This window comes from Flavihumibacter sp. ZG627, from assembly GCF_000814325.1.
In the GTDB taxonomy this organism is placed as follows: domain Bacteria; phylum Bacteroidota; class Bacteroidia; order Chitinophagales; family Chitinophagaceae; genus Flavihumibacter.
Window position 1 is genome coordinate 1 of sequence record NZ_JPHF01000001.1, and the last position, 24,161, is coordinate 24,161.

23 protein-coding genes and 1 tRNA gene are annotated in these 24,161 nt (G+C 43.6%); 11 read left to right on the top strand and 13 right to left on the bottom strand.

Annotated elements, in window-relative coordinates; all coding sequences use genetic code 11:
- The first annotated feature begins 374 nt into the window (after window positions 1–374).
- From HY58_RS00010 to HY58_RS00020, 3 genes are read left to right on the top strand one after another with little or no spacing between them, the layout of a single operon-like run.
- Complete coding sequence (locus tag HY58_RS00010; protein ID WP_039126014.1) at window positions 375–1,391, top strand: aldo/keto reductase; 1,017 nt, start codon at window positions 375–377, stop codon at window positions 1,389–1,391.
- A 15-nt stretch (window positions 1,392–1,406) separates the two neighbouring features.
- A complete protein-coding gene (locus HY58_RS00015; protein ID WP_039126016.1) occupies window positions 1,407–2,036 on the top strand; it encodes a flavodoxin in 630 nt (209 codons plus the stop codon).
- Window positions 2,037–2,082: 46 nt separating this feature from the next.
- On the top strand, window positions 2,083–3,201 hold the full coding sequence (locus HY58_RS00020) for an aldo/keto reductase (RefSeq protein WP_082021992.1): 1,119 nt from the start codon (window positions 2,083–2,085) through the stop codon (window positions 3,199–3,201).
- A 74-nt stretch (window positions 3,202–3,275) separates the two neighbouring features.
- On the opposite strand, the gene HY58_RS19810 is transcribed toward HY58_RS00020, so the two are convergent.
- Together HY58_RS19810 and HY58_RS00030 are read right to left on the bottom strand one after the other, a co-directional pair.
- Window positions 3,276–4,340, bottom strand: a complete 1,065-nt coding sequence (locus HY58_RS19810; protein WP_082021993.1) for a carboxymuconolactone decarboxylase family protein — start codon at window positions 4,338–4,340, stop codon at window positions 3,276–3,278.
- An 11-nt stretch (window positions 4,341–4,351) separates the two neighbouring features.
- Window positions 4,352–4,765 carry a cupin domain-containing protein gene (locus HY58_RS00030; protein WP_039126019.1) on the bottom strand — a complete coding sequence of 138 codons (414 nt, stop codon included), beginning with the start codon at window positions 4,763–4,765 and terminating at the stop codon, window positions 4,352–4,354.
- Between the two features lie 396 nt (window positions 4,766–5,161).
- On the opposite strand from HY58_RS00030, the gene HY58_RS00035 reads away from it, so the two are divergent.
- From HY58_RS00035 to HY58_RS00050, 4 genes are read left to right on the top strand one after another with little or no spacing between them, the layout of a single operon-like run.
- Window positions 5,162–8,077, top strand: a complete 2,916-nt coding sequence (locus tag HY58_RS00035) for a TonB-dependent receptor (protein ID WP_052323688.1) — start codon at window positions 5,162–5,164, stop codon at window positions 8,075–8,077.
- 21 nt (window positions 8,078–8,098) lie between these two features.
- The gene (locus HY58_RS00040; RefSeq protein WP_039126022.1) at window positions 8,099–9,616 is read left to right on the top strand and encodes a RagB/SusD family nutrient uptake outer membrane protein; all 1,518 of its coding nucleotides are present in this window, start codon (window positions 8,099–8,101) and stop codon (window positions 9,614–9,616) included.
- Between the two features lie 24 nt (window positions 9,617–9,640).
- Window positions 9,641–10,942: a DUF3472 domain-containing protein gene (locus HY58_RS00045; protein ID WP_039127581.1), complete on the top strand. Its 1,302-nt coding sequence runs from the start codon at window positions 9,641–9,643 to the stop codon at window positions 10,940–10,942.
- Window positions 10,943–10,948: 6 nt separating this feature from the next.
- Window positions 10,949–11,497, top strand: coding sequence for a discoidin domain-containing protein (locus HY58_RS00050; protein ID WP_082021994.1), 549 nt, complete (start codon window positions 10,949–10,951; stop codon window positions 11,495–11,497).
- Window positions 11,498–11,585: 88 nt separating this feature from the next.
- On the opposite strand, the gene HY58_RS00055 is transcribed toward HY58_RS00050, so the two are convergent.
- The 3 genes from HY58_RS00055 to HY58_RS00065 form a co-directional block, all read right to left on the bottom strand.
- Entirely contained in the window at window positions 11,586–11,999 is a 414-nt protein-coding gene (locus HY58_RS00055) for a hypothetical protein (protein ID WP_039126029.1), read from the bottom strand.
- A gap of 18 nt (window positions 12,000–12,017) precedes the next feature.
- On the bottom strand, window positions 12,018–12,674 hold the full coding sequence (locus HY58_RS00060; protein WP_052323690.1) for a vanadium-dependent haloperoxidase: 657 nt from the start codon (window positions 12,672–12,674) through the stop codon (window positions 12,018–12,020).
- A 177-nt stretch (window positions 12,675–12,851) separates the two neighbouring features.
- On the bottom strand, window positions 12,852–13,394 hold the full coding sequence (locus HY58_RS00065; protein WP_039126032.1) for a hypothetical protein: 543 nt from the start codon (window positions 13,392–13,394) through the stop codon (window positions 12,852–12,854).
- Window positions 13,395–13,577: 183 nt separating this feature from the next.
- Here HY58_RS00065 and HY58_RS00070 point away from each other — a divergent pair, with 183 nt between their 5' ends.
- Together HY58_RS00070 and HY58_RS00075 are read left to right on the top strand one after the other, a co-directional pair.
- Entirely contained in the window at window positions 13,578–15,806 is a 2,229-nt protein-coding gene (locus HY58_RS00070) for a tetratricopeptide repeat-containing sensor histidine kinase (protein ID WP_039126035.1), read from the top strand.
- Window positions 15,807–15,817: 11 nt separating this feature from the next.
- Window positions 15,818–16,456 (top strand): response regulator transcription factor, encoded by a 639-nt coding sequence (locus HY58_RS00075; protein WP_039126038.1) that lies wholly within the window; start codon window positions 15,818–15,820, stop codon window positions 16,454–16,456.
- Between the two features lie 150 nt (window positions 16,457–16,606).
- Here HY58_RS00075 and HY58_RS00080 read toward each other — a convergent pair.
- Together HY58_RS00080 and HY58_RS00085 are read right to left on the bottom strand one after the other, a co-directional pair.
- Window positions 16,607–16,680, bottom strand: a tRNA-Asn gene (locus tag HY58_RS00080).
- A 145-nt stretch (window positions 16,681–16,825) separates the two neighbouring features.
- Window positions 16,826–17,428 (bottom strand): phosphatase PAP2 family protein, encoded by a 603-nt coding sequence (locus HY58_RS00085; RefSeq protein ID WP_082021995.1) that lies wholly within the window; start codon window positions 17,426–17,428, stop codon window positions 16,826–16,828.
- Between the two features lie 232 nt (window positions 17,429–17,660).
- Between HY58_RS00085 and HY58_RS00090 the strand changes: the two genes are divergently transcribed.
- Window positions 17,661–18,254: a hypothetical protein gene (locus tag HY58_RS00090; RefSeq protein ID WP_039126040.1), complete on the top strand. Its 594-nt coding sequence runs from the start codon at window positions 17,661–17,663 to the stop codon at window positions 18,252–18,254.
- 129 nt (window positions 18,255–18,383) lie between these two features.
- Window positions 18,384–18,692, top strand: a complete 309-nt coding sequence (locus tag HY58_RS00095) for a hypothetical protein (protein WP_039126043.1) — start codon at window positions 18,384–18,386, stop codon at window positions 18,690–18,692.
- A gap of 6 nt (window positions 18,693–18,698) precedes the next feature.
- On the opposite strand, the gene HY58_RS00100 is transcribed toward HY58_RS00095, so the two are convergent.
- From HY58_RS00100 to pcaF, 6 genes are all read right to left on the bottom strand, one after another.
- Entirely contained in the window at window positions 18,699–19,055 is a 357-nt protein-coding gene (locus tag HY58_RS00100) for a nitrite reductase (NAD(P)H) small subunit (RefSeq protein WP_039126047.1), read from the bottom strand.
- Window positions 19,045–20,244 (bottom strand): GTPase HflX, encoded by a 1,200-nt coding sequence (gene hflX / locus HY58_RS00105; RefSeq protein WP_082021996.1) that lies wholly within the window; start codon window positions 20,242–20,244, stop codon window positions 19,045–19,047. The genes HY58_RS00100 and hflX overlap by 11 nt, the downstream gene beginning before the upstream one ends.
- Window positions 20,245–20,324: 80 nt before the next feature.
- Complete coding sequence (locus tag HY58_RS00110; protein WP_039126050.1) at window positions 20,325–21,062, bottom strand: outer membrane beta-barrel protein; 738 nt, start codon at window positions 21,060–21,062, stop codon at window positions 20,325–20,327.
- Between the two features lie 141 nt (window positions 21,063–21,203).
- The gene (locus tag HY58_RS00115; protein ID WP_039126054.1) at window positions 21,204–22,250 is read right to left on the bottom strand and encodes a Gfo/Idh/MocA family oxidoreductase; all 1,047 of its coding nucleotides are present in this window, start codon (window positions 22,248–22,250) and stop codon (window positions 21,204–21,206) included.
- A 57-nt stretch (window positions 22,251–22,307) separates the two neighbouring features.
- Entirely contained in the window at window positions 22,308–22,826 is a 519-nt protein-coding gene (locus HY58_RS00120; protein ID WP_039126057.1) for a hypothetical protein, read from the bottom strand.
- A 122-nt stretch (window positions 22,827–22,948) separates the two neighbouring features.
- Window positions 22,949–24,154: a 3-oxoadipyl-CoA thiolase gene (gene pcaF / locus HY58_RS00125; RefSeq protein WP_039126061.1), complete on the bottom strand. Its 1,206-nt coding sequence runs from the start codon at window positions 24,152–24,154 to the stop codon at window positions 22,949–22,951.
- Window positions 24,155–24,161: the final 7 nt, after the last annotated feature.

The following is a 24,161-nucleotide window of genomic DNA, read 5'->3' on the forward strand; positions in this document are numbered from 1 at the left end:
TAGCTATTTCAGGTGCATACAGAAAGCTATTGTGTAGTAATGTTTTTGCCGTGCCTGCCGAAAGCTTGCTGAAGGCAGGCGCAATGCCTCCCCAAAGTATCCCCAAAGCATCCTCAAAGCCTGCACTAAGCCTGGTTAATGCCCAAATGAAGTTCAAATGGTGCCTTTTCAATGCTCCTATAATGCTTAAACAATGCCCAGCTCTGGCATGAATAACATCCCCGTGTGGCACGAAATCGCATATCTGTATTATTGTACCCCTGCCGCGCCTGCCGAAAGCTTGCTGAAGGCAGGAATATTGGTAGTTAAATCAGTAATGCGTATAAATAATACCTCCTCTTTCTATCGACCTTTGCCTCATCAATTTAAATTTTATGCAAAGCGATAAATCAAGTATTGTTTCAACCCTTCCCAAAAGAATTTTAGGGAAGAGCGGATTGGAAGTTTCAGCACTGGGCCTGGGATGTATGGGACTGAGTTTTGGCTACGGCCCGGCAACCGGCAAACAGGAGGCCATAAAACTATTACAGGCTGCTTTTGATAGCGGTATCACCTTCTTTGATACAGCGGAAGCTTACGGTCCATATGATAATGAAATATTGCTGGGTGAAGCGCTGGCCCCTTACCGAAATAAAGTGGTCATTGCCACCAAATTCGGATTCAAAGAAGGAAAACCTGCCCTTGGATTAGATAGTAGTCCTTCCAACATCAAAGCAGTAGCAGAAGCTGCCCTGAAAAGATTGAAGACCGATCATATTGACCTGTTTTATCAACACCGGGTAGACCCATCTGTGCCCATTGAAGAGGTTGCCGGAGCCATACAGGAATTAATGGGTGAGGGCAAGATCCTTCACTGGGGATTGTCTGAAGCGGGGGTGGCAACCATCCGTAAAGCACATGCCATTCAGCCGGTTGCTGCGCTGCAAAGCGAATACTCATTATTCTTCCGGGAACCCGAAGAAGAGATCATCCCAACACTGGAAGAACTGGGTATCGGTTTTGTTCCCTTCAGTCCACTTGGGAAAGGTTTCCTTACCGGCGCCATCAATGAGCATACACAATTTGATCCCACCGATTTCAGAAATATAGTCCCGAGATTTTCCGAAGAAAACAGGAAGGCAAACCAGAGAATGGTTGATATGGTAAAAGCAATCGCCGATGCAAAAAAGGCCACACCTGCGCAAATTTCCCTGGCCTGGCTGCTGGCTCAAAAACCATGGATAGTTCCCATTCCCGGAACAACCAAATTGCATCGTCTGCAGGAAAATATAGGTGCTGTGTCTATTGAATTGACCGAAGCCAACCTGGAGCAGATCGAAACATCAGCTTCAAAGATAACTATCCAGGGAGAAAGATACCCACAGCATTTGCAAAAGCAGGTGGGAAAGTAATTCTAACCACAACGCATGAACACGAAAATTAAATACTGGTTAAGCATCTTCGCGGTTTTCTGTTTGCTGTCTTCATGCTCAAGGGCGCAGAAGCCGGGTGCTCAAAAATCATCCCGGCCGGAGGATAAAAAGGTGTTGATCGTTTATTTGTCACGTACCAAAAACACCAAAGCAGTTGCTGAAATGATTCACCGGCATATTGGTGGCAAACTGGTGGAACTTGAATTGAAAAACCCCTATCCCGCGCATTATCAAACCACCGTTGACCAGGTGGCCCGTGAAAATGCCAGCGGATTTTTGCCCCCACTGAAAACTGTAATTGACAGCATAGAAACATACAACCTGGTGTTTATTGGCTTTCCCACATGGGGCATGCAACTGCCTCCGCCCTTCAAGAGTTTTTTGAAACAATACGATCTCAGTGGTAAAACCATTATCCCTTTTAATACCAATGCTGGTTATGGTGTGGGAAACGGATTTGAAACGATCAAACAGCTCTGTCCCAACAGTAAAATACTGAAAGGCTTTTCAACAGAAGGCGGAAAAGAAAGAGATGGGATTCTTTACATTATGGAAGGGAATAAAGCCGTGCAGGTGGAAGAATCCGTGAAAGGATGGTTGCAAGAAATCAGCATTATTAAATAGTCTTTTCATGATACCAGCAGATTTCATCAACTAATAAATTGCAGATATGGAAAACAACAATCGCCGACGGTTCCTGAAAACAGGCGCAGCAATCAGCAGTGCATTCTTACTTTCACCAACACTTGGACTCAGTAATACGGGATCAGAAAAAAGATCCGTGACTCCAACCGATACCAAAAAACGTGTATTGGGTTCAGGAAGTCAAAGCCTCGTAGTTTCAGCATTGGGATTAGGTTGTATGGGGATGAGCTACCATCGCAGTTTTGTTCCCGATAGAAAGGAAATGATCGGGTTGATTCGCAAGTCTCCTGATCTGGGTGTTACCTTCTTTGATACTGCGGAAGCCTATGGCCCATTAGTGAATGAGGAACTGGTGGGTGAGGCTTTACAACCGATAAGAAAGAATGTGATCATTGCAACTAAATTCGGATTCATTGATGGTAAACCAAGCCTGGGACTTAATAGTCGCCCGGAGAATATTCGGAAAGTGGTGGAGCACTCTCTTAAGAGTCTGCGCACAGACTATATCGATCTGTTATACCAGCACCGTGTTGATCCCAAAGTACCAATGGAAGATGTTGCGGGCACAGTGAAAGATCTGATCAAAGAAGGTAAGGTGAAATATTTTGGCCTCAGTGAAGCGAACGCCGCAAATATCCGTAAAGCACATGCTATTCAACCCCTCACCGCCTTACAGAGTGAGTATTCTATCATGACCCGGCAACCGGAAAACGATGTGATAAAAGTTTGTGAAGAGCTGGGTATCGGCTTTGTTCCTTATAGTCCCCTTAGCAGGGCACTACTTTCTGGTTATATTCATGAGCGTACCAAATATAATGCGGCCAATGATAACCGACCTACACTACCCCGTTACCAGAAGGATGCCATTATCGCCAACTGGCCTATAATTGAGATATTGAAAGATTTTGGTGATCACCGGGGACTAACAGTTGCCCAGGTAGCACTGGCATGGCTGATGGCACAAAAGCCATTTATCGTTCCCATACCAGGAACTACCAAACTGGCTCACCTGCAGGAAAATATGTGGTCTGCCAATTATACCTTCACACCTGAAGAACTGCAAAAGATTACTGCTGACTTATCTAAGATCAAAATTGTGGGCGATCGATACACGGGCACTGCGGCACAACAAACAAATAAGTAAGACTTTAGATAAAAAGTGCCATATCGTGTTTTGTAAACGAAGGAGATGGCCTTTTTTAATTATCCATGCAAAACTTACTTGATCTTAAGAGATGGAATGAGTGGATCTGTTTCAACCAGCTCCAGTGCCTTCACCATATTCGCAGTTCCATTCTTATACTTCAAAAAATGAGGCGTTTTCAAGTGCATCTGGTATGCTTCTTCATTGGCGTATATCTCCAGAATGGTTAAGTGAGTTGGTCTTTCCTTTTCAAACACGGCATATAAAGTCAATACACCTGGTTCTTTTTCAATGGAGGCTTCAATCTCTTCTTTTAAAAGTGACTTATATTTTTCCAGCTGGGCGGCATCAACCTCAACTTTTGCCAGCCTTACTTTATGCAGAGTTACATTACCCTTAAAAACTTCTTCCTTCTTCTGGGGCGAAATTATTTTCTTCAGCGTGGCCCTTGCCGCTTCTGCTCGTTCTATTCCAATATTCATTTCTGTGAGATCGAATATTCCCATTAACTGCTCTTCAGTCATTCCCAGTTTCAAGCCAATGGCCAGATGACCTTGTAATTGAGCTTCCACTCCACCCAGGGCAGATAATGCTGAAATGGTTATAAGCTCGCGCTGACTGTAGGTTAGCAGATCGCGACTGAATATATCAGCAAACAAATGCTCTTTCAGAAATGTATCGATCACCGGTGAGAATGCATTGTAGCCTGTTTTAGGATCTCTTTCCTCACGACCAGTGAGAGCTTGCAAGGTTCGCTTTCCCCGCTCATATTTTGTGACGGAGTCTTTAATGGGGGAAGCGTCCTTTCCCATTATATCTTTTATGCCTTTTGCTTTTCTCTCTTCAAGCACGGCCATAAAATTGATGATACCATTCAGACTACGGGGAAACCCACAATAAGCGTAGAGATGCACAAGCGTTTCTTTGATCTCATTGATGGTAAGTCCCGCATCTAGTCCCGCATTCAATTCCATCTTCAATTTCTCAATGTTGCCCACTGCAGTTAGTGCGGCAATTGCCGACATGCTTTTCTGTCTGGCATTTAAGGATCCATTATTGGTAGTTTGCGCACTCATGGGTTGTACTATACACAGCAAAACCAGAAACAGCAACTGTACCGGAAAAAATGTTTTTACCATATTGGTGATTGTTATTTGTTTTTTGCATTATCATATTCTGCATCAGTGACTGCCTCCCGCCATACTACGCTTTGATCGCCAAGGAAGTTTGTAATGGCAATATGCACGAACATGCTATTGGCTGAAGCCCCATGCCAATGCTCCGTATTCTCGGGGATGGTTACCACATCACCTTTTTTTAATAGGCGGGGCTCCTTCCCCTTTTCCTGGTAAAATCCTTCCCCCGATGTAATGATTAATGTCTGTCCTTTCGGATGAGTATGCCAATGGGTTCTTGCACCTGGTTCAAAAGTGACATTGCCAATAGAATAATCATTGTTCTTGTTACGGGTAACCAGTGGCGTTAGGAAGGCATTTCCGGTAAAATAAGTATTTGGTAAAGGATCTCCTTTCGGAAATATTAAGTTATTGTATTGGGTAATCATCTCTCCTTGATTTTTTGAACTTTTACATGCTGATATGGATATGATACATAAACAACATGCCATTTGAAGGATTTTCATAAACTACTATTTGTGATCAGAATGCGCTATCGGCCGCTTATTGAAGGTCCCACCTTTTATCCGGATGGTACTGATACAGATTACTGATTCTATTACCAGAATTACTGAAGCAGACATCTTATCTAACCATTCAATTAATATGTCGTACATATTAAGTGTATATTAAATTTTGCGCAAACGATTGCCTTTCTATATCAAACGTTTGCATTTTTTGGTTGGCGTATTTGTAACTCCATACAGGTAAATCTTATTCGGCAAAACGCTTCATATTCGTTTGGAAGATGATTGATAAACATCAATTGTAAAAACCAAACGAGTATGAGAAATTTTTTGCTATTAATTGCATTCCTGGCAATAGGCTTAACGTCAGTTGCGCAAAAAGTTCCTGTAAAGGGAACCGTTCGGGATAAGTCCGGAAATTCATTACCCGGCATCTCCGTTACGGAGAAGGGTACTTCCAATGTTGTTGTTACTGATGATAAGGGCGCGTTCAGTATTTCAGTATTGGAGAAAGCCAGCCTGGTGCTTACCGGAGTTGGGTTTGCCAGCCAAACTATTGAAGCCAGAACAGGTAATACACTTGCTGTACAACTGGATACTGAAGCTGCAGAATTACAGGAAATAGCAGTAGTCGGTTATTCAACCAAGAAAAAATCACAGCTATCCAGCGCGGTCACAGTAGTATCGGCAGAAAAGCTGACGGATGTAACTTCCAGCAACCTGAATTCTTTATTGCAGGGTAAAGCACCAGGTGTGGTGGTATCCTCTGCCTCAGGAGATCCCACTTCGGGATCCAACGTGGTAATTCGTGGTGCAGGAACCATAAATGCAAGTACAAGTCCGCTTTATGTTGTGGATGGAAATATCGGCGGAACTTATAATCCAACCGATGTTGAATCAGTTACTGTTTTGAGGGATGCAGCTGCAACAGGTTTATATGGCTCAAGAGCGGCCAATGGAGTAATTATAATCACCACCAAATCAGGGAAGGCAGGTAAAACAAAAATCGAGTTGAATTCTACCCTTGGTGTTGCCCAGGCCACAACTGGAAATTTCAAACTGATGAATGCGAAGCAGCTCTATGATTATCAGCAGACTTTCTATAATCCTGATCCAGCTGCGCTCAATAACAATACCGACTGGTGGGATCTTGCATTCCGCAATGCAATGGTAAACAGCTATACCCTTAGTGCAAGTGGAGGAACAGAAAAAAGCCAGTTTTATGTTTCCGGAAACTATTACCGCGAGGAAGGAACACTCATAGAAAACAGTAATAACCGGTACAATTTCAGGGCTAATTTAACGAGCAGGCTCACCCAAAAGCTGAAGCTTACAACCATGCTGAACGGAATATTCATCCAGGATAAATATAATCCGGATGCAACAGTTTATGATGCATATCTGAACCTTCCCTTTGATGCGGCGTATAATGCTGATGGCACCCCGGTTGATGCACGTTATGGCACCTGGTATGGCCGCGACCGCGACAATTACCTTCATTCCTTACAGTACAATACATCAAAAGCACGCAGCTTTAATATGAGTGCTGATGTTAACCTGGATTATACGTTACTAAAGAACCTAACGCTTTCTACGTATAACCGTGCCCGTATTTACCATTACAACAGTGATTCATATTACGATAAGCGCTCCAAGGAAGGTGCTACCAACAGTGGGTCTGCCTATATGAGCAATGGTTTTAACACTACACTGGTCTCCTCAAACCGTTTGCGTTATGGCCTTGAAATGGGGCAACACAGCCTGTCGTTATTAGGGGTCTATGAAATAGAAAAGGGATATTCAGAAAGCAGCGGTGCATCCGTAAAGGGTTTGCCTCCAGGTAGAGATGCCTTTAGTACGGCAACAGATATAATTCAGAATCCTTATGGTGGTAATGACCGTTATATGTTCAGTAAATACCTGGGACAGGCAGATTATAGTTTTGCCAATAAGTATTTTGCTGTTGCCTCTGTTGTCAATGAATTCTCATCCCGGTTCGGGGTTAATAACCCGGCTGCCACATTTTATCAGTTGGGTGCCAGCTGGATTATCAGCAATGAAAATTTTATGACCGGCATCCAGCCAATTAGCTTCCTGAAACTTCGGGCTAGTTATGGTACTACTGGAAACGCTGAAGGTATTGGGTACTATGCATCCATGGGACTCTATAGCATTTCCACCGGTGCAAGTTATGCAGGCCTGCCCGGCGCAGCACCCAGCCAGAAATCAAATCCTGATCTGACCTGGGAAAAGTCCAAGTCAATGAACCTCGGTATTGATATGAGTTTCTTTAAAAGGATTGATCTGTCGGTCGATCTTTACAGTAAAGAAACCTCCGATCTGCTATTCTTCCGTGGCTTGCCCGCCACATCCGGATTTGATGGGGTATATGAAAACGTTGGTGCTATTCGTAACAGGGGGGTGGAATTCAATCTTACCACTAAGAATATTGTTAAAAAGGATTTCAGCTGGGAAACCAATTTCAATATGGCCTTTAACAGGAACAAGGTACTTGAGATAAACGAAGGTCGTACAGAGGTGAACACAGGCGCCCGTCAACCTGTTGCTGTAGGTCGTGATATGGACGAATGGTTTATGCCGGTTTGGGCAGGCGTAAATCCTGACAATGGTGATCCATTATGGCAGAACCTGATCATGGATGCTGACAATAAAAATTATATCACGTATACCAATAATTACAACCTGGCTTCACGTGTTTATACAGGTAAATCTGGCGCCCCTAAATTCACCGGTGGTTTATATAATAACCTTCGTTATAAAGCCTTCACTCTTTCTGCTTTCGTCAATTTCGTATATGGCAACTATGTGTATAACGATAGCCGGTTTTATTTCGACAATGATGGTTTATACGAAAGCTACAACCAGATGCAACTGGCAGATGGCTGGAATCGCTGGACCAAGCCTGGTGATATCGCAACACACCCTAAGCCCATCCATGGTCGTTCGGATGCCTCCAACGCTACTTCAACACGTTACCTCGAAGATGGAAGTTATCTGCGGCTGAGAAATATAACCCTTGGTTACAATCTGCCCGACCAGATAACACAATCTCTTCGTATTGCTAATTTTCGGGTATTTGTTAGTGGCGATAATCTCTATACTGCCACTAATTTTTCCGGAACAGATCCGGAAGTTGATCTGGGCTCTGGTCAATCCAGCATTAAATATCCCATCAGCAGGAAATTACTTGTTGGTTTAAACATTACCCTTTAAGCATACTGAAAATTTAGAAACATGAAACATTCTTTTATATCTGCATCACTGCTTGCTGTTGTTCTGATGACCAGCCTGGGTTCCTGCAGAAAAACCTATCTGCCCTCCACGGCAATTGATGAAAATTCCGCTCTCTCCAATGCGGGTGATATTGAAACCGCAACAATCGGTACTTATGCCTTATTCAAAAACGAAGGCTATGTTCGGAGCGGCCACTTTTTAATGGAATATCCCAGTGACGAAATTGCACAGGGACAAAACTCCTCTGATGATCTGACAAGGGCCTATCGTTACACGCACCTGGTAACTTCTTCGCACCCTCAATTGTTCTGGTCGCAGGCTTATAAGGCAGCCGGTGCAGCAAACAGGATCATTGAAGTAATACCTGATAATGCAACTCCTGATCTTCTACAATTAAAAGGAGAGAACCTTTTTATCAGGGCGATGATGCATTTCAATCTGGTTCGGATTTTTGGACGTCCGTATTCACAAGGCAGCGGACTGGATGCCGGTGTGCCTATACTGAAAGAGGGGTTAACGGAAGAGGAAAAACTGACAGTACCCCGAAGCACAGTAAAAGAAGTATATGAATTTGTAATAACTGACCTGTTAAAGGCTGCTGAATTCATGACACAGCAAAAATCAAATTCTTTTGCCTCCAGGGAAGTTGCATATGCTTTATTATCGCGGGTTTATCTCTATATGGAAGATGATGCTAAAGCCATTGAGTATGCGAACCTCGTAATTGGAAATGATATTCCTGGAACTGCTGCTACAGGTCGTTACCGGCTTTTGCAGGGCGCCGAATTCTCTAACTATTTCAGGAATGCACCAGATGGAAATAAGGAAACAATTTTTTGTATCCGTCATATAAAAACAGAAGATCGTGGATATTCTGCAATCGGCTCCATGTACTTCAGTGGAGATGCCAGCGGGAACGCGCAGAATCAGGCATTCAGTGGATGGGGGGAAATTTATGCCTCTGAAAAATATGTGAATTTCCTAAAACAGCAACCCGGTGATCGCAGGCTTTCCTTTATTTCCAGTTATACAGTAAACGGTGTTCAGCAAATGAATACTAAACTGACTCCGAATACCCCTATGCATTATATCAATAAATACAGCTTGCAGGAAGGAATTGTTAACCTTAGCTCTCCTGTCTATATCCGCCTGGCTGAATTATATCTAAATCGCGCCGAAGCTAATGCGAAACTAGGTAATACTGCAGCAGCACTGGAAGATGTTAACCTGATTCGCACCCGCGCAGGTGTTGCTTCATATACTGAGGCAGACCTTACTTTATTGAATAAATCTATCCTTGATATTGTATTGGAAGAACGTTGGCTGGAACTCGCATTTGAAGGTCATCGGGTGTATGATCTATTCCGTAACAATCGGTCTATGATCCGGAATTATCCTGGATCGCATGTGGTAGGTGGTAACGTAAACCAGACGATCCCTGCTGCTGACAACCGGGTTATATTCTATATTCCGCAAAGCGAAATTGATAAGAACCCGGCGCTCTCTCAAAATCCTTAAGCGTTCATTTTAAAAATTATGTGGATGCTACTAATAAAACAAATCATGGGTTGGGGACTTTTCTTATCTGCCCTTGCCTGTGGTAAATCTTCAACGGGTGGTGATAATATACTAACCCCGGAACCCATCATTACAGGTACCAATATCCCACTGGGAGGAAATGCTTACCTGGTAGAAAAGCCCGTGGGTGCAACTGAGAAAATTGAAGCTTCCGGACTGGAGGGCTGGACAAATACCACTACCGTATGTGCAGTATATTTTCTGGTTGAGAAACCGGGCGAAGTATCTATTGCAATTAAAGGGAGGGTTCCTGCAGGTAACAGCACCATAGAGGTGGGTATAGGCGACAAATCCTTTAGAAAGGAATTGACCAATTCAACAGTTAAAGTGGTCAATATTGGATCTGTGCAACTGAGTGAGCCCGGGTATCTGAAACTGACGCTAAAGGGTATTCAGAAAACAGGAGCAGAATTTGCACAGATATCCGATATCGTAGTTCATGGCGCCGCTGCAACGCGGGTAAAATTCGCCAATGATCCAGAGAATTTTTACTGGTCGAGAAGAGGCCCTTCGGTTCATATGACCTATTCGATTCCCACTGAAACCCAGGTGGAATGGTTTTACAATGAGCTAACAGTTCCGGTTGGAGAAGACAAACCCGGTTCATTTTTTATGAGCAATGGTTTTTCGGGTGGCTACTTTGGCATCCAGTCGAGAGCCAATGACCGCTGGGTTTTATTTTCTGTTTGGGATCCTGCAGTTGGACAAGGAACAACGCAGGCCATTGAACAGGGCGAAAATGTAGTGGTACAGCGTTTTGGCGGAGAAGGAACCGGTGGTCAGAGCTATCTCGTTTATGACTGGAAAGCTGGCACAACTTATCGTTTCCTTACCCGGGGCCGTCCAGATGGCGCTGGTAATACACTTTTCAGTGCCTGGTTTTACGCCCCTGAATTAAACAAATGGACTTTTATCGCTACCTGGAAACGACCTAATACAAGCACCTTTCTTACGGGCAACCATTCCTTCCTTGAGAATTTTTATGATGAAAACGGATGGATGGAAAGGAAAGTAAATTTTCATCAGCAATGGATGTTGCCAGCCGCGGGTGCCTGGACGGAGATCACTTCGGCCCGATTTACCGCAGATGCTACTGCACGCAATAAGCAACGTTTTGATTATGCAGGCGGGCTCAGTTCCAATGAAGGGTTTTTTCTGCGAAACGGCGGTTTCTTTTCTCCCGCTGTAACGATGGATCAACAATTTTCCAGGCCTGCTAAAGGGCAGGCACCAGTAATCAATCTTGAAACATTACCAAAAAAATAAACGGGTATGAAAACAACATTTTTATGCATAGCATTCGTAGTATTTACTATCATGGGCTGTAGCAAACCGGAGGCTGTTCTGTTCAAAGACAACAGCACTGCCATCAAGGCCGACAAATCATCCTGGACGGCAACTGCCGATAGTGAAACGCCTGATGGTTGGGAAAATACCGGTAAAGCCTCCGCTTTGCTGGATGGCAATAATGCTACCTACTGGCATACAGATTATTCTGTATCACCAACACCCGGGTATCCGCATTGGGTTTTAATTGATATGAAGGCAGACCAATATATGGTAAGTGTTGCTGTTACAAACCGCCAGGCTGCCACGCCAAATCGTGTGGGAATGAAAAAATTCAAACTGGAAGGAAGCAGAGATGGCCAGGCATTTACTTCACTGGGTGAATTTAATTTTGCGATCACCAATGCTGCGCAAACATATCCCTTATCTCCTTCGGAGGGTTGGCGCTATTTAAAACTGACTGCCCTCGAAAGCCAGACCGGCACAACCGCACATACATTCCTTTCAGAGATCGATGTGTTTACGACAAAGTAATTATGAAGTACTGATTCTTTTTATTGAGCATTTAGTTTTGGTTAAACGAGCCGGGGTTTCAACCCCGGCTATTCATATACTCTATTAACTAATAATCCCAGCAACCCGCACAGGGTTCTCCATCTACATCAGATAAAGTTACTTTAACGATGTCCTTCGCTTTAAGTCCTCCTTTATCGGTTACTTTAAATTCAAAAATATATTCACCATATTCGGGTAAGTAAATTCTGGCAATAGCATCTTCCATTGGTGGGATAGTAAATCCTGGTGGACAAGATATTAATCTCCAGCTAAAACGGAGTATTAACCCTTCAGGATCTTTACCGATCCCATCTAATGTTATAAGCTTAGGTTTATGGTTAAAGAACTGATCAGTCCCGGCATTGGCGGAAGGTGGTTTGTTATGGAGCAATGAGAATGGTCCCGCCTCATCATTTTTGTTGCAGGCAATTAATACCAACAACACAATGCCTATATAAAATGAAAACTTATGTGGTTTCATGGCACTTGTTTTAATTGATTAATGAATAAATCTTATCTGCTTATCCATATGCTCTATAAGAGCGCTTCCAAGCATCTTACCTGCGGCAATAGAAAAGCGGTAATGCAGTCCTCCTAAAACGCGGCTATCACCTGCATCTTCAGCTGCATGTTGAAACGAATAATAGTATCGTGTTGGTAACCCCAGAAAGTCATAGGTGTGATCGGTGAAGGCGTAATTATTGCCAAACTCCTGGCTCATTACGATGGCAGCCGGAATTGAAAAACTGGAATGTGCTGAAGGATATTCCGGGTGGTTTGGAGTAGTTATAAATGAATTCCAGGCGGGCATTGCCATTACTGACCGGATATAAGTAACTGGCCTTAAAAGATTATAGTGGTATTTGGCTTTCCAGGTAGCAATCCGGGCATCGCTCTGTGAAATACCAAGGCGAACATAAATTAACGCCGCACGGTCAAGCATAACCGCATCGCCTTCCATTTCCAACACTTGCATCAATATACTTAGCCAGTGTGCATGACCTCCGCCCGGTACATCTCTCCATGCAATGACCTGTTCTTTCTGCTCATCGTTAAGGGTAAGTGATAGGTCGTAAACTTCCTTTACCGCAGCATAAAATTCTGATGATGGATCAGTGGAAAAGGCTAATGGCGGACCTATATGCGCAGCTTCCACACTCCCTGGAATGAGGGGCCTGTTTGTTCCCCAATAAGGGTTTTGGGGATTCAGATTAGCTGGCGGTGTTTTTCCCAGGCACCTGGCCCAACAGGTAAAATATATAGTGGGTGTTCTGTAAGAGAGCCGTCTGATTTAGACCATTCGTAAACTGAGAGGGCAACTGCTTTGCCAAAATCAACTGATGTCTGAAAGGTTGCAGACATTTATCTCTTCCTGGTAGCGTTCATTCAATGCAGCTTCCAGAGAATCTGTAGAACCTTTATCCGCCTCAGATAAATTGGAATAATAATACCTTTTCATTTCCGCAAAAACAGTATTTGCTACCGTTGGCCAATGGTAGGCGATCCCAGGTTCTGTTGAAGGCATGGCGGGCATGTCAGATAATTGACCACTTAGTGTACGATAAGCAGGCATCCCGGGCAGAACCGATTCGTATAAGGCGATACTGCTATATGCCCAGTGCTGCATCATCACAAAATTATTCAGTAGGGTTGGATTGGATCTCAACAACCTTAAATCAAATTTTATCCAGGTTTGAACCACGTCTGACGGATAGGTTTTGGTTTGCTTCAGATGCCCATTAAACTGTTTAACCTCCTTCATTATGTCTTTCTGAGAAACATCGTTTTCAATTACATCTTTTTTACATGATACAACGAAAATGAGACATAGAATCAGCAGAAATAAATTATTCTGTAAACTGGTTATTCTTTTCATAATTGATAAGTTTTTGGTTAATGAATAACTACACGCAGTAGTCAAAATTAAAATCTAACCTGTGTGGGGTCAATAGCATAAACAGTTCATTTTTAGATGAAAATCATTGCTTTAACAGCATGAATATGCTATTCCAAACTAGCCCGGGATTTGATAACTTTATAGGAGGCATTCATTATTGAAATGAAGCAATCAGAATTTACCCCTCCGCGCATTAAACCTTTCCTGCTGTTAATCATTTCAGTGGTGCCGGCTTTTTGCATCGCTCAGAATAAACCCCCTATTGATTCTCTCAAAAGTGTTTTGAAATATCAGCCGGAGGATAGTTCCAGGGTTCAAACCTTAAACCTGCTAAGCAGACTACATTGGCAAAGAGCTAAATACAGTGATGGGGTAAACTACGCAGATGAAGCGCTTGCTCTTGCTGAGAAAATCATATTTCATCCAGGTAGGGCCGAAGCCCTCAATAACAAAGGAATAATTGCTTCTTACCAGAGTAATCATCGGGAGGCTCTTCAGCAATTCAGTGAGGCACTTAGAATAAGTGAAAAATCAAAATTTTATAAAGGAGTTGTTGGTGCTTACAACGGAATTGCCGGAGTGTATTATGCACAGGGAAATTATCCTGAGTCACTGAAAAATCTCTTTGCATTACTTAAGATTGGGAAAGAAGGCGGCGATAAAAAAGGGGTATCTAATTTTTATAATAATATCGCGATTATTTATGCTGTACAGGGTAATTACTCTGAAGCAATTAAAAACCACTTTGCCAGCCTTTCATTAAAGGAAGAATTAGGCGATAAAAATGGTGTATCAAACTCATTTGCAAATATCGGTCTCAAATATAGTTCTCAGGGAAATTACCCGGAAGCATTAAATCATTATTTTAAGTCGTTGAAGATAAAAGAACAACTTGATGATAAGCAGGGGATTGCAAATACCTGTAACAGTATCGGGCTGGCTTATATGAACCAGCATAAATATTCGGAAGCTATGGATTTTTGTTTTGCTTCATTAAGAAAGAATGAAGAAATAGGGTATAAGATTGGTATTGCCCATGCATACAATAGCCTTGGTCTCATTTATGGTAAACTACATAATTATGAAGATGCCTTGAAATATCATCATGTGTCTCTGAAAATCAATGAAGAGCTCGGGGATAATAAAGCAATTGCCTGTTCATATATAAATTTGGGTGAAGCTAATACTAGCCTTGGAGATTATTCAGAAGCAAGGAAACTCCTTCTGGAAGGGTTAAACCTTTCCAAAAAAGTAGGAGCCAAGGATGATATAAAAAACTGCTATGAACAACTTTCGCGGCTCGACAGTTCAACTGGAAATTGGAAGGGGGCGTTCTATAATCATAAACAGTTTATTCTTTATCGAGATAGCCTCCAGAATGAAGCTCATGGGAAGAAAATAATGGAGGCACAACTTAAATATGAGTTCCAACGCCGGGAGGATTCGCTTAATTACCTTCAGCAACTTACCAGTGAACAGTTAAAGCAGCAATCCTTATTAGCGCAACAACACCAGCAATCTCTTGCGATAAAAGAAATGGAAGTTTCCTTAATGCTTAGCGATAAAAAAGTGAAGCACCTTGAATTAGAAGCTAAGGACGCAGCCTTTGCCTTGCAGAAGGCAGATATAAATAAAAAGAATCGAGAATTATTGATTCTCAACAATCAAAAGGCCATTCAGACACTCCGCATAAAAAAGCAGGAGGATCTCCGTAATTATTTGTTCCTGGTACTGACCTTATTCGGAATTCTCGCCATTCTGATGTATAAGAATTACAGCACTCGTCAAAAGTTGAAACTTCAGACCCTTCGAAATAAAATAGCCAGCGACCTGCACGATGACGTAGGAAGTACGTTGAGCAGTATCTCTATATTTTCTCAGATGGTACAGCAACAGTCAAAGGAGGTAAATCCCATGTTGGAAACCATTGAGGAAAGCTCAAGGAAAATGCTCGATGCTATGGCCGATATTGTTTGGACCATCAATCCGGAGAATGATCAGTTTGAGAAGATCATTTTACGGATGCGAAATTTTGCCTATGAAGTGCTTGGAGCCAAAGGAATTGATTTCGAATTTATTGCAGATGATGAAGTGGAAAGATTGAAATTGTTAATGGATGTCAGGAAAAATCTTTACCTGATATTCAAGGAAGCTGTTAACAATATGATTAAGTATTCAGGAGCGGATAAAGCCTTATTCTCACTTAGCTCCTCCAATAATAATTTGACCATGCTGATTAAGGATAATGGTAAAGGCTTCGCAGTAGAAAATTCCAGGGTTGGTAATGGTTTGAAGAATATGAAAAAAAGGGCAGATGAAATTGGTGGTCAACTCACCATTGATTCTCTTCCAGGCAAGGGAACCACAATTGTATTAAATCTCGCTGTATAAAAAAAGAAAAAATGGATATACGTGTAGCCATATTTGAAGACAATAAGAGCTTACGCCAGGGGCTTTTTCAATTAATTAATGGCAGCGACGGTTTTGAATGCGTTGGTGCCTTTGAAGATTGTATGAATGGTTTAAAAAACATTGAAGAGAGCAGGCCCGATGTAGTATTGATGGATATTGAAATGCCAGGAATGAATGGCATTGAGGCGGTTAAACTTATTCGCCAAAAATTTCCTGAATTGAAAATATGCATGCAGACAATATTTGAAGACAGCGATAAGATTTTTCAGTCTATCCAGGCTGGTGCCTCAGGGTATATTCTTAAAACAACATCCCCCTCACGGATACTTGATTTTATTCGGGATACTTATGAAGGTGGCGCACCCATGAGTCCTTCGGTAGCTTCAAAAGTTTTAAATATTGTAAAACAACAATCCCCTTATACTGCTGTGAACGATTTTAATCTCTCTGACAGAGAAAAAGAAATTCTTTCCTGTCTTGTAAAAGGGATGAGCTATAAATTGATTGGCAGTACCTGTTTCATCAGCATTGATACAGTACGCGGACATATCCGCAGCATTTATGATAAACTTCATGTGCACTCTAAGGGTGAAGCAATCGCCACCGCAATAAAAGGTAATATAGTTTGATGCACTCTCCCTTTCCATTGCGCTTTGGTTTTATGGTGTCTTAAGCATGGTACTGAATTGGAGCTGACAGGGTTCGGCGTAGGATCCACGTTACGTGCAAAAAAAATCCTCGCAGAATATTGTATCTGCAAGGACTTTTGTTTTCTTAAGCTCCCCCTGCTGGACTTGAACCAGCGACCCTCTGATTAACAGTCAGATGCTCTAACCAACTGAGCTAAGGAGGAATAACCAGCTTCACAGTTGCCTGTAAAGTTCCCTTTTGGGGAGTGCAAAAATAGGCATTTTTGCAATCGCACAAAATTTTTACTGCCTTATTTTAAAACAATGGATGTATTGAATCATTGTTCTTCCACATATGATAATGAAACATCAATCAAAGGATGCAGCATAGGGGTCATTCCGCTTTCTCTGCACCATCAGCCATTCAAAACATTTGGCTCCTGCTGTTCCTATAAAAATACCCAACAGGGCTCCCCCCGCTATATCGAGGGGGTAATGTTTACCCACATATACCTGTGCATAGCCTATTATAAAAGCCCATACAAATAACCAGCTCCAACGTTTTCCTTTTACCAGCCATATTGCCCAGTACCAGAAGCTTGCCAGCGCAAAATGATTGCTCGCATGCGATGAAGGGAAACTATGATGACCGCCACAACCCACGAGCGACCTGACCATTCCTTCCAGCGTGGGCTCAAAGCAAGGCCGCTCCCTGGCAAATAAGGGCTTCAGAATGGAAGCAGACCCGTAATCGGCCAAACCCACGCAAACTACAGTTATAAGAATAATGTAAAGAGGATATGGCCGGGCATATCGGATTACCCAGTATAAAATGAATGCATATAAGGGCAGCCATGTCCTTGCGTTTCGCAACATTAGCATAATGAAGTCAGTAGATGGCGAAACATTGGTTTGTTGTACCCAAAGTAATAAGGCTCGGTCAGCTTCAAGCAACCATTCCATTCCAGACATAAAGAAGGTTTTAATGAGCTAAGGTGGAATTGATAAGTTAGGGGAATATGAAAGGCCTGTTATCTAATCTTGAAATCCCCGCACTCAAACCAAAGCATATGGGTGATTTTTCGCCCCTATTTGGATGGGTTTTTTCTACGCTAAAGGGTCTGAAACCCCCTCCATTACCCATATTTCTGCTGGCACCGGAATTGTTGCTTAAAGGTATTCTTTAACCATAAAATTATTAACTATGCAAAACAGATCAGAAAGGCGGGACTATGGCTCTCGTGATCAGGACAGGCAGCGTTATAATGACCGGTATGAAGGCCGATCTAACGATAACCGGTACTACTCAGAATATGACCGCGGATTTGAAGATGACGATGATCTCCGCCGCAGTTCTCAGCGTTACCGGAATGATGATGAAGATGTAGATGAGCGTAGCGATTTTAGCCGCGCTTACAATTATGGTCGGAACGATTATAGCCGCAATGACTTTGACCGACATCGCAGTGATTATGACCGCAATGACTATGATCATAACAACTACAGTCGATTCAGCGATGACCGCAATGAGACATCAGATCGCTATGATAGTCAGTGGCGTTCAGAACGCCAGAATCAGTATGGCCGCGATCATCATTCAGATGACCGCAACAGATCCCGTAATAATCCAGAATCAGCTGATAACCTCGCCCGTATGACAAGCCGTAATTACGGCCGCGGACGCAGCACTGATCCCTATGAAAATACAAGGTCTTCATGGGACAGCAATTATCGTGAAACCCGCGGTAGTGGCTACGGTTATGCAGGTAGAAGAATACGCAGAGATAACGAATGGTAAAAACTTTGCTTGCCTAAAAACAATACGATCAGCTCGTTGGAACTGATCGTATTTTTGTTTAGTTCAGGCAAGGAATTTGTAGTAAATTATTAAACGATTGCATCTTTTTCCATCTTTAAAACAGCCGCCATGAAAAATTTTAAACCAGGTTCAAAAGCCCTGAGAAATTTCCGTGTTATTGATACTAAAAGACAAGAACCGGCATCCGCTGCAAATACTAACCAATATGGTCACCGCGGTATTTATGACCAGGTGGAAGCTGCAAAAATGGGCTATGGTATTGCTAATCCAGATAAGAACAGGCCGGGATTGGAAAACCGTCATATCGGAAGCGACCCGGCAATGGGTGGATTTGCGCAGTGGGATATTGAAGAGAGTTTGCAAAAAAATCCAAAAAACACGTATAGTCATAAGGATGAGGACCTCGCCTATGATTGATCATCATCAGAATATTCCGAATAGACCTTTTTCTTCCATCCCTATATATATACCCTCTTCCCGGATCTCAACGGGCCAGTGTTTCAGGTAATAACCTTCGCCTGAAACATTGCGCCCGTTTTCCATGCAGAATTTATACCGGTGCAACGGACAAACTACATTTCCCAGCGCATCTATAAAACCCGAAGACAAAAGCCCGCTGGCATGCGGGCATTTGTATGCGAAGGCAAACAGGCGTTCCTGATACTTACCCACGCAGATGATCTTCCCATTGAGTGATGCTACTGCAATATTATTTGCAGCGAAATCCAACTCCTCCACACTCTCCGCCAGCTTATGCCATTTGTATTTCTTATGGCTCATCTGACCAGAAAAATTCCGTTTTGTAAGGATAGCGTTCGCGGTATAGTTTACGAACCCTGTTTAGGATGGTTGCCCTTAACCCTTCCAGGTTACGGCGTTCCAGGGCAGAGATGAATACGCAGTTGCCAAGTGTTACATTCTCCCACCGCTCTCTTAGCTCTTCCAATATCTGGTTTCTGACATCAGGCTCCAGCCATTCATCAAATGTGTTCTTTTCATATTGATCCAGCTTATTGAAGATGGTGATCATGGGTTTCTCCGTCACCTTAAGTTCCTGCAAGGTCTTATTCACCACATTGAACTGGTCCTCATATTGTGGGTGGCTCAAGTCAACTACATGCAAAAGAATATCCGCTTCCCTTACTTCATCCAATGTGCTTTTAAAACTCTCCACGAGATGATGCGGTAATTTCCGGATGAATCCCACCGTATCACTTAATAAAAACGGAGTGGTATCAAAAACAACCTTTCTCGTTGTGGTGTCGAGGGTCGCGAATAGTTTATTCTCAGCAAAAACCTCACTTTTGGCCAGCAGGTTCATGATGGTGCTTTTACCCACGTTGGTATATCCAACAAGGGCAACCCTGATAAATTCTCCACGGTCCTTACGTTGCGTAAAGGACTGCTTATCGATCTCTGCAAGTCTCCTTCGGAGGAGGGCGATCTTTTCCTTAACAATACGACGGTCAGTCTCAATCTCCGTTTCGCCCGGTCCCCTTGATCCGATTCCACCTCCCTGTCTTTCCAGGTGCTTCCACATTCCTTTGAGTCGGGGTAAGATGTATTGGTACTGCGCTAATTCAACCTGGGTCTTGGCCTGGGCTGTCTGCGCACGGCGGGCAAAAATATCGAGGATGAGATCTGATCGGTCGATGGTTTTCACACCAAGCGCCTTTTCAATATTAAGGATCTGAGAGCCGGTAAGTTCATCATCAAATATCACAAGGTTGATCTCATGGCGTATGATGTATTCTTTGATCTCTTCCAGTTTACCCTTGCCTACAAAAGTTTTGCTATCGGGATGGCTTAGCTTCTGCATGAATTTGCGGTGGGTGACCGCTCCGGCTGTTTCCGCCAGAAAAGCCAGCTCTTCGAGGTATTCTTTTACCTGCTGTTCATTCTGGTCTTTCTGTACAACGCCAACTAGTACTGCCTTTTCGTCTGTAAGTATCTGCGATTTTTCTATCAATGAGATTTGATTAAGTGGACAAAAATACTATAAAAAAAGCGGGCCATCGGGCCCGCTCCTGAATATGTTGACCTGTTTTATTAAAGTCCGCTGATAGTGAGGCCGATACTGTAAGGGCGCACCTGTGGTCCCTGGTTTTCCTTAATAAGTGTTGTGATCTGGTAAGCCCCATGCAATGAGAGATTGCCATATCCAACCCGCGCCATTGCAGAGAGCCTGGTAGTATTGAAATAGCGCTTGGTACTCTCTTTGAAAGTGTATTGATTAATGGAGCTGCCCGATTTTGTCTGGAGGTTCTTACCCTTTGTATGCGCATTGAGCATGGTTCCTATCTTGGCTCCCATGGCAAATTTCCAACTGCGGTTGCTATTCTCAGGGTTGGCTACAAAACGAAGCTCCACGGGGATCTCAGCCCAAACATTGGCAAGTTTATATTTTTTGAAATGATTGGTATCGGCAACATTCCTGAACTCCATCGTTGGTGTTGTGCCCGCGATCTTAACTTCCATCTTGTCAAAAAAGATATTACTGCTTCCTATTCCAGCACCAAGGCCCACACTGAAACGGGGATCGGTCTTGAAAGGAAAATCAAGCATGAAATAAACATTCAGGTGACGTCCAATGCCGGTTGTTACGATAGAATCCGGCTTATTGGCCCAGCCATCATACCCAACCTGGATCATAAAATGATCATTGGCCCGGCCGGCAAGGTTCACTTTACTCCAGTCTTTTTTTGATTTCTTACCGGTGGAATCTGTCTGCGCAAAAACTCCCAGGCTACATACCAATGCCATGAGGGCAACAAAAAATTTTCTCATATTAGTTGATAAAGAACAAATCTAGAGGTCCCGTCTCATTGCTGTAGCCGGGCTCCTGTTAATGTTAATAAAAATCACCGCCCGCGGCGGCGACCGCAAAAATAGGGTCTTTTAGGTTCTAGGGAACAAGAATTAGAGGCTCTATGCCAGAGGGATGACCTTCTTTTCATGGAAACTCTCCATCGCAGCATCAATTACCCGCATGGTTCGTATAGCCTCCGATGCAGGAACCGGGTTCACGGCCCCATCCACAAGGCACTTATATACATCATCATAAAAACCCATATAGTTGCCTGGCTCTGAGCGGGTTTGTTTTTTTATCTCCTCTCCCTGGTAGGTTGTATGGATATATCCGTCTGGTTCCTTAGAGGCCGGGCACCAGGAACTGATGGTGGGTATGGCTCCTTCAAGCAGTTGCTGCTCCTGCTGGTCTGATCTTTCCTGTAAAAATGTACCCTCCATACCATGCAGCACAAAGGCGGGAGTAGTTACCCGGGCAACCACGGTGCCCTTTAGCCGAACACGCATCCGCGGATAATATAACAACACTTCAAAATAATCATTGGCACCTACCCCTTCCCTGGTTATCATCAGGTCTGCAAATACCGATTGCGGCCATCCGAATAATTGAAGGCTCTGGTCAATAAGGTGCGCCCCAAGATCATGCAATGTACCAGCACCGGGCAAGGATCCCTCTTTATGTTCCTTACCGCTGCTTACTGTCCGATAGCGATCATAACGAAACTCCACTTCGCGGAGATCTCCCAGCATTTTATCATCCACCACTTTTTTGATGGCCCTGAAATCGCCATCATAACGCCGGTTCTGGTAAACAATTAGCATACGATTTGTTTCCCCGGCAATTGCCTCAAGCGCTTCAGCCTCGCTGGCAGTTACCGTGAATGGCTTCTCTACTACCACATGCTTTCCTGCCTGCAGCGCTGCTTTAACCATTTCATAATGGGTCTGCACCGGGGTATTCACCACCACAAGTTCAATACTTGAATCAGCCAACAGTTCCTCAAAGGAGCGGTAGCACCTGGAAACAGGATATCGTTCGCGCGATTCATTCTTACTTCGCTCCACAATAGCCGTTAATTCGAAGCCGGGATGGCTGTCAATAAAGGGGGCATGAAATAATTTGCCGCTCATGCCATAGGAGCAGAGGCCGGTTTTGATGGTTCTCATGTAAAAGATGATATTCCCAAATATACCAATTGTGATACTTCCTTTGCAGGCAATGGATCATTGTCCCCATTTATTACGGGGATTGCCCCTGTATGGCGAGATTTTTTTTCGCAACCCTACCAATGCATCTGCGAAGGCAAGTGCCCGTTCAGCAGTACTGAATCGGAAGGTGCCTACGTTTATGTATGATTTTATAGTGATCTTTCCATCAGCATCTGTCTCCATCATTTCATGCGGACCATCGAGATAGAGTTCCACTTCCTTATCCATGGGCTTTATGCCATAGAGAAGATGGTTGCCTGCACTGTCGGTTGTATATGAACGAAGGGTTAGTAATGAGATGGAGTCTTTCTCTTTTCCCGATTTGTCAAGCCATAACTTTAAAGTACCGGTTTTGGACAACCGAAGATCGTGGATTCCTTTGCCATTGTATTGTGCAGTATCCTTGCCAAATAGTTCAGCTTTTAGTGAGGCTAATGTTTCGCCAACCTCTGGTTGCCGGCCAACTTGTGACTGCTGGCCGCGCAGCACAGGTAAGTAACCAACTATAAAAAGAAGGAATAATATTGATCGCATGACTTGAGAACGAAAACAAATCACAGTTAATTGCGTCCATCCAACACCAGCACCCAATCTTGTCCATAGCCCCCTGTTGGCGGATCAAATCGGAACGGAAGCTGTCAGCGTATTTTTTATTTTCAAACCCGCTCCAGTATAACGGCATATCCCTGTCCCAGTCCTATACACATGGTTGCCAGCGCATATCTTTTCTGCTGTTTCTTCAGCTCCAACGCCGCTGTATGGATTATTCTCGTTCCGCTCATTCCCAATGGGTGACCAAGCGCAATTGCTCCTCCATTGATATTGATACGGGCATCGTCATCGGCCATCCCCAATTCACGGATGCAGGCTAAACTCTGCGCAGCAAAGGCTTCATTGAGTTCAATCACATCTATATCACTTAATTGAAGACCTGCTTTTTCAAGTGCTTTCTTTGTAGCACCCACCGGACCGATACCCATGATCCTGGGTTCAACACCAACCACTGCTGAACTAACAATGCGTGCCATTGGAGCCAGTCCATATTCTTTTGCCGCTTTATCTGAAGCTATGTACATGGCCGCGGCTCCGTCATTTAGTCCTGATGAATTGCCTGCGGTAACTGTTCCGTCTTTTTTGAAGGCTGGCTTCAGTGACGAAAGCACCTCTTCTGTAGTTTCAGGTCTGAGAAACTCATCTTTGTCAACCACGAACGTTCCTTTCTTCTGAACAATCTCTATTGGTGTGATCTCTTCTTCAAACCGTCCGGAGGCCTGTGCAGTAGCTGCTTTCTGCTGCGAAAGGAAGGCGAAGCGGTCCTGGTCTTGCCTGCTGATTTTATAGATCTCTGCCAGGTTCTCCGCGGTTAATCCCATCGGATCTGTTCCGTATAATCTTTCCATCTCTGGATTCACAAACCGCCAGCCGAAACTGGAATCATACATTTTTGCATCGCTGCCAAATGGTTGTGATGTTTTGGATATTACCCATGGACTTCTTGTCATATGTTCTATTCCACCTGCTATGAACAGCTCTCCATCTCCAGCCCTGATTGCCCTTGCTGCCTGCACCACGGCGCTCATGCCCGAAGCGCAAAGCCGGTTAACGGTTTCTCCGGGCACCGTGTAGGGGATGCCTGCCAATAGTAATGCCATCCGGGCCACATTGCGGTTGTCTTCTCCGGCCTGGTTATGACAGCCAAGTATTACATCATCAATTGCCTGCAGGGGGATAGCGGGATTTCTGTCCGTCAGCTTGCGTAGTATGGTTGCTGCAAGATCGTCGGCCCTTATACCTGCAAGACTTCCTTTAAAACTACCGATGGGCGATCTTATCCCGTCAATGATATAAGCTTCTCTTTCCATTATTTCT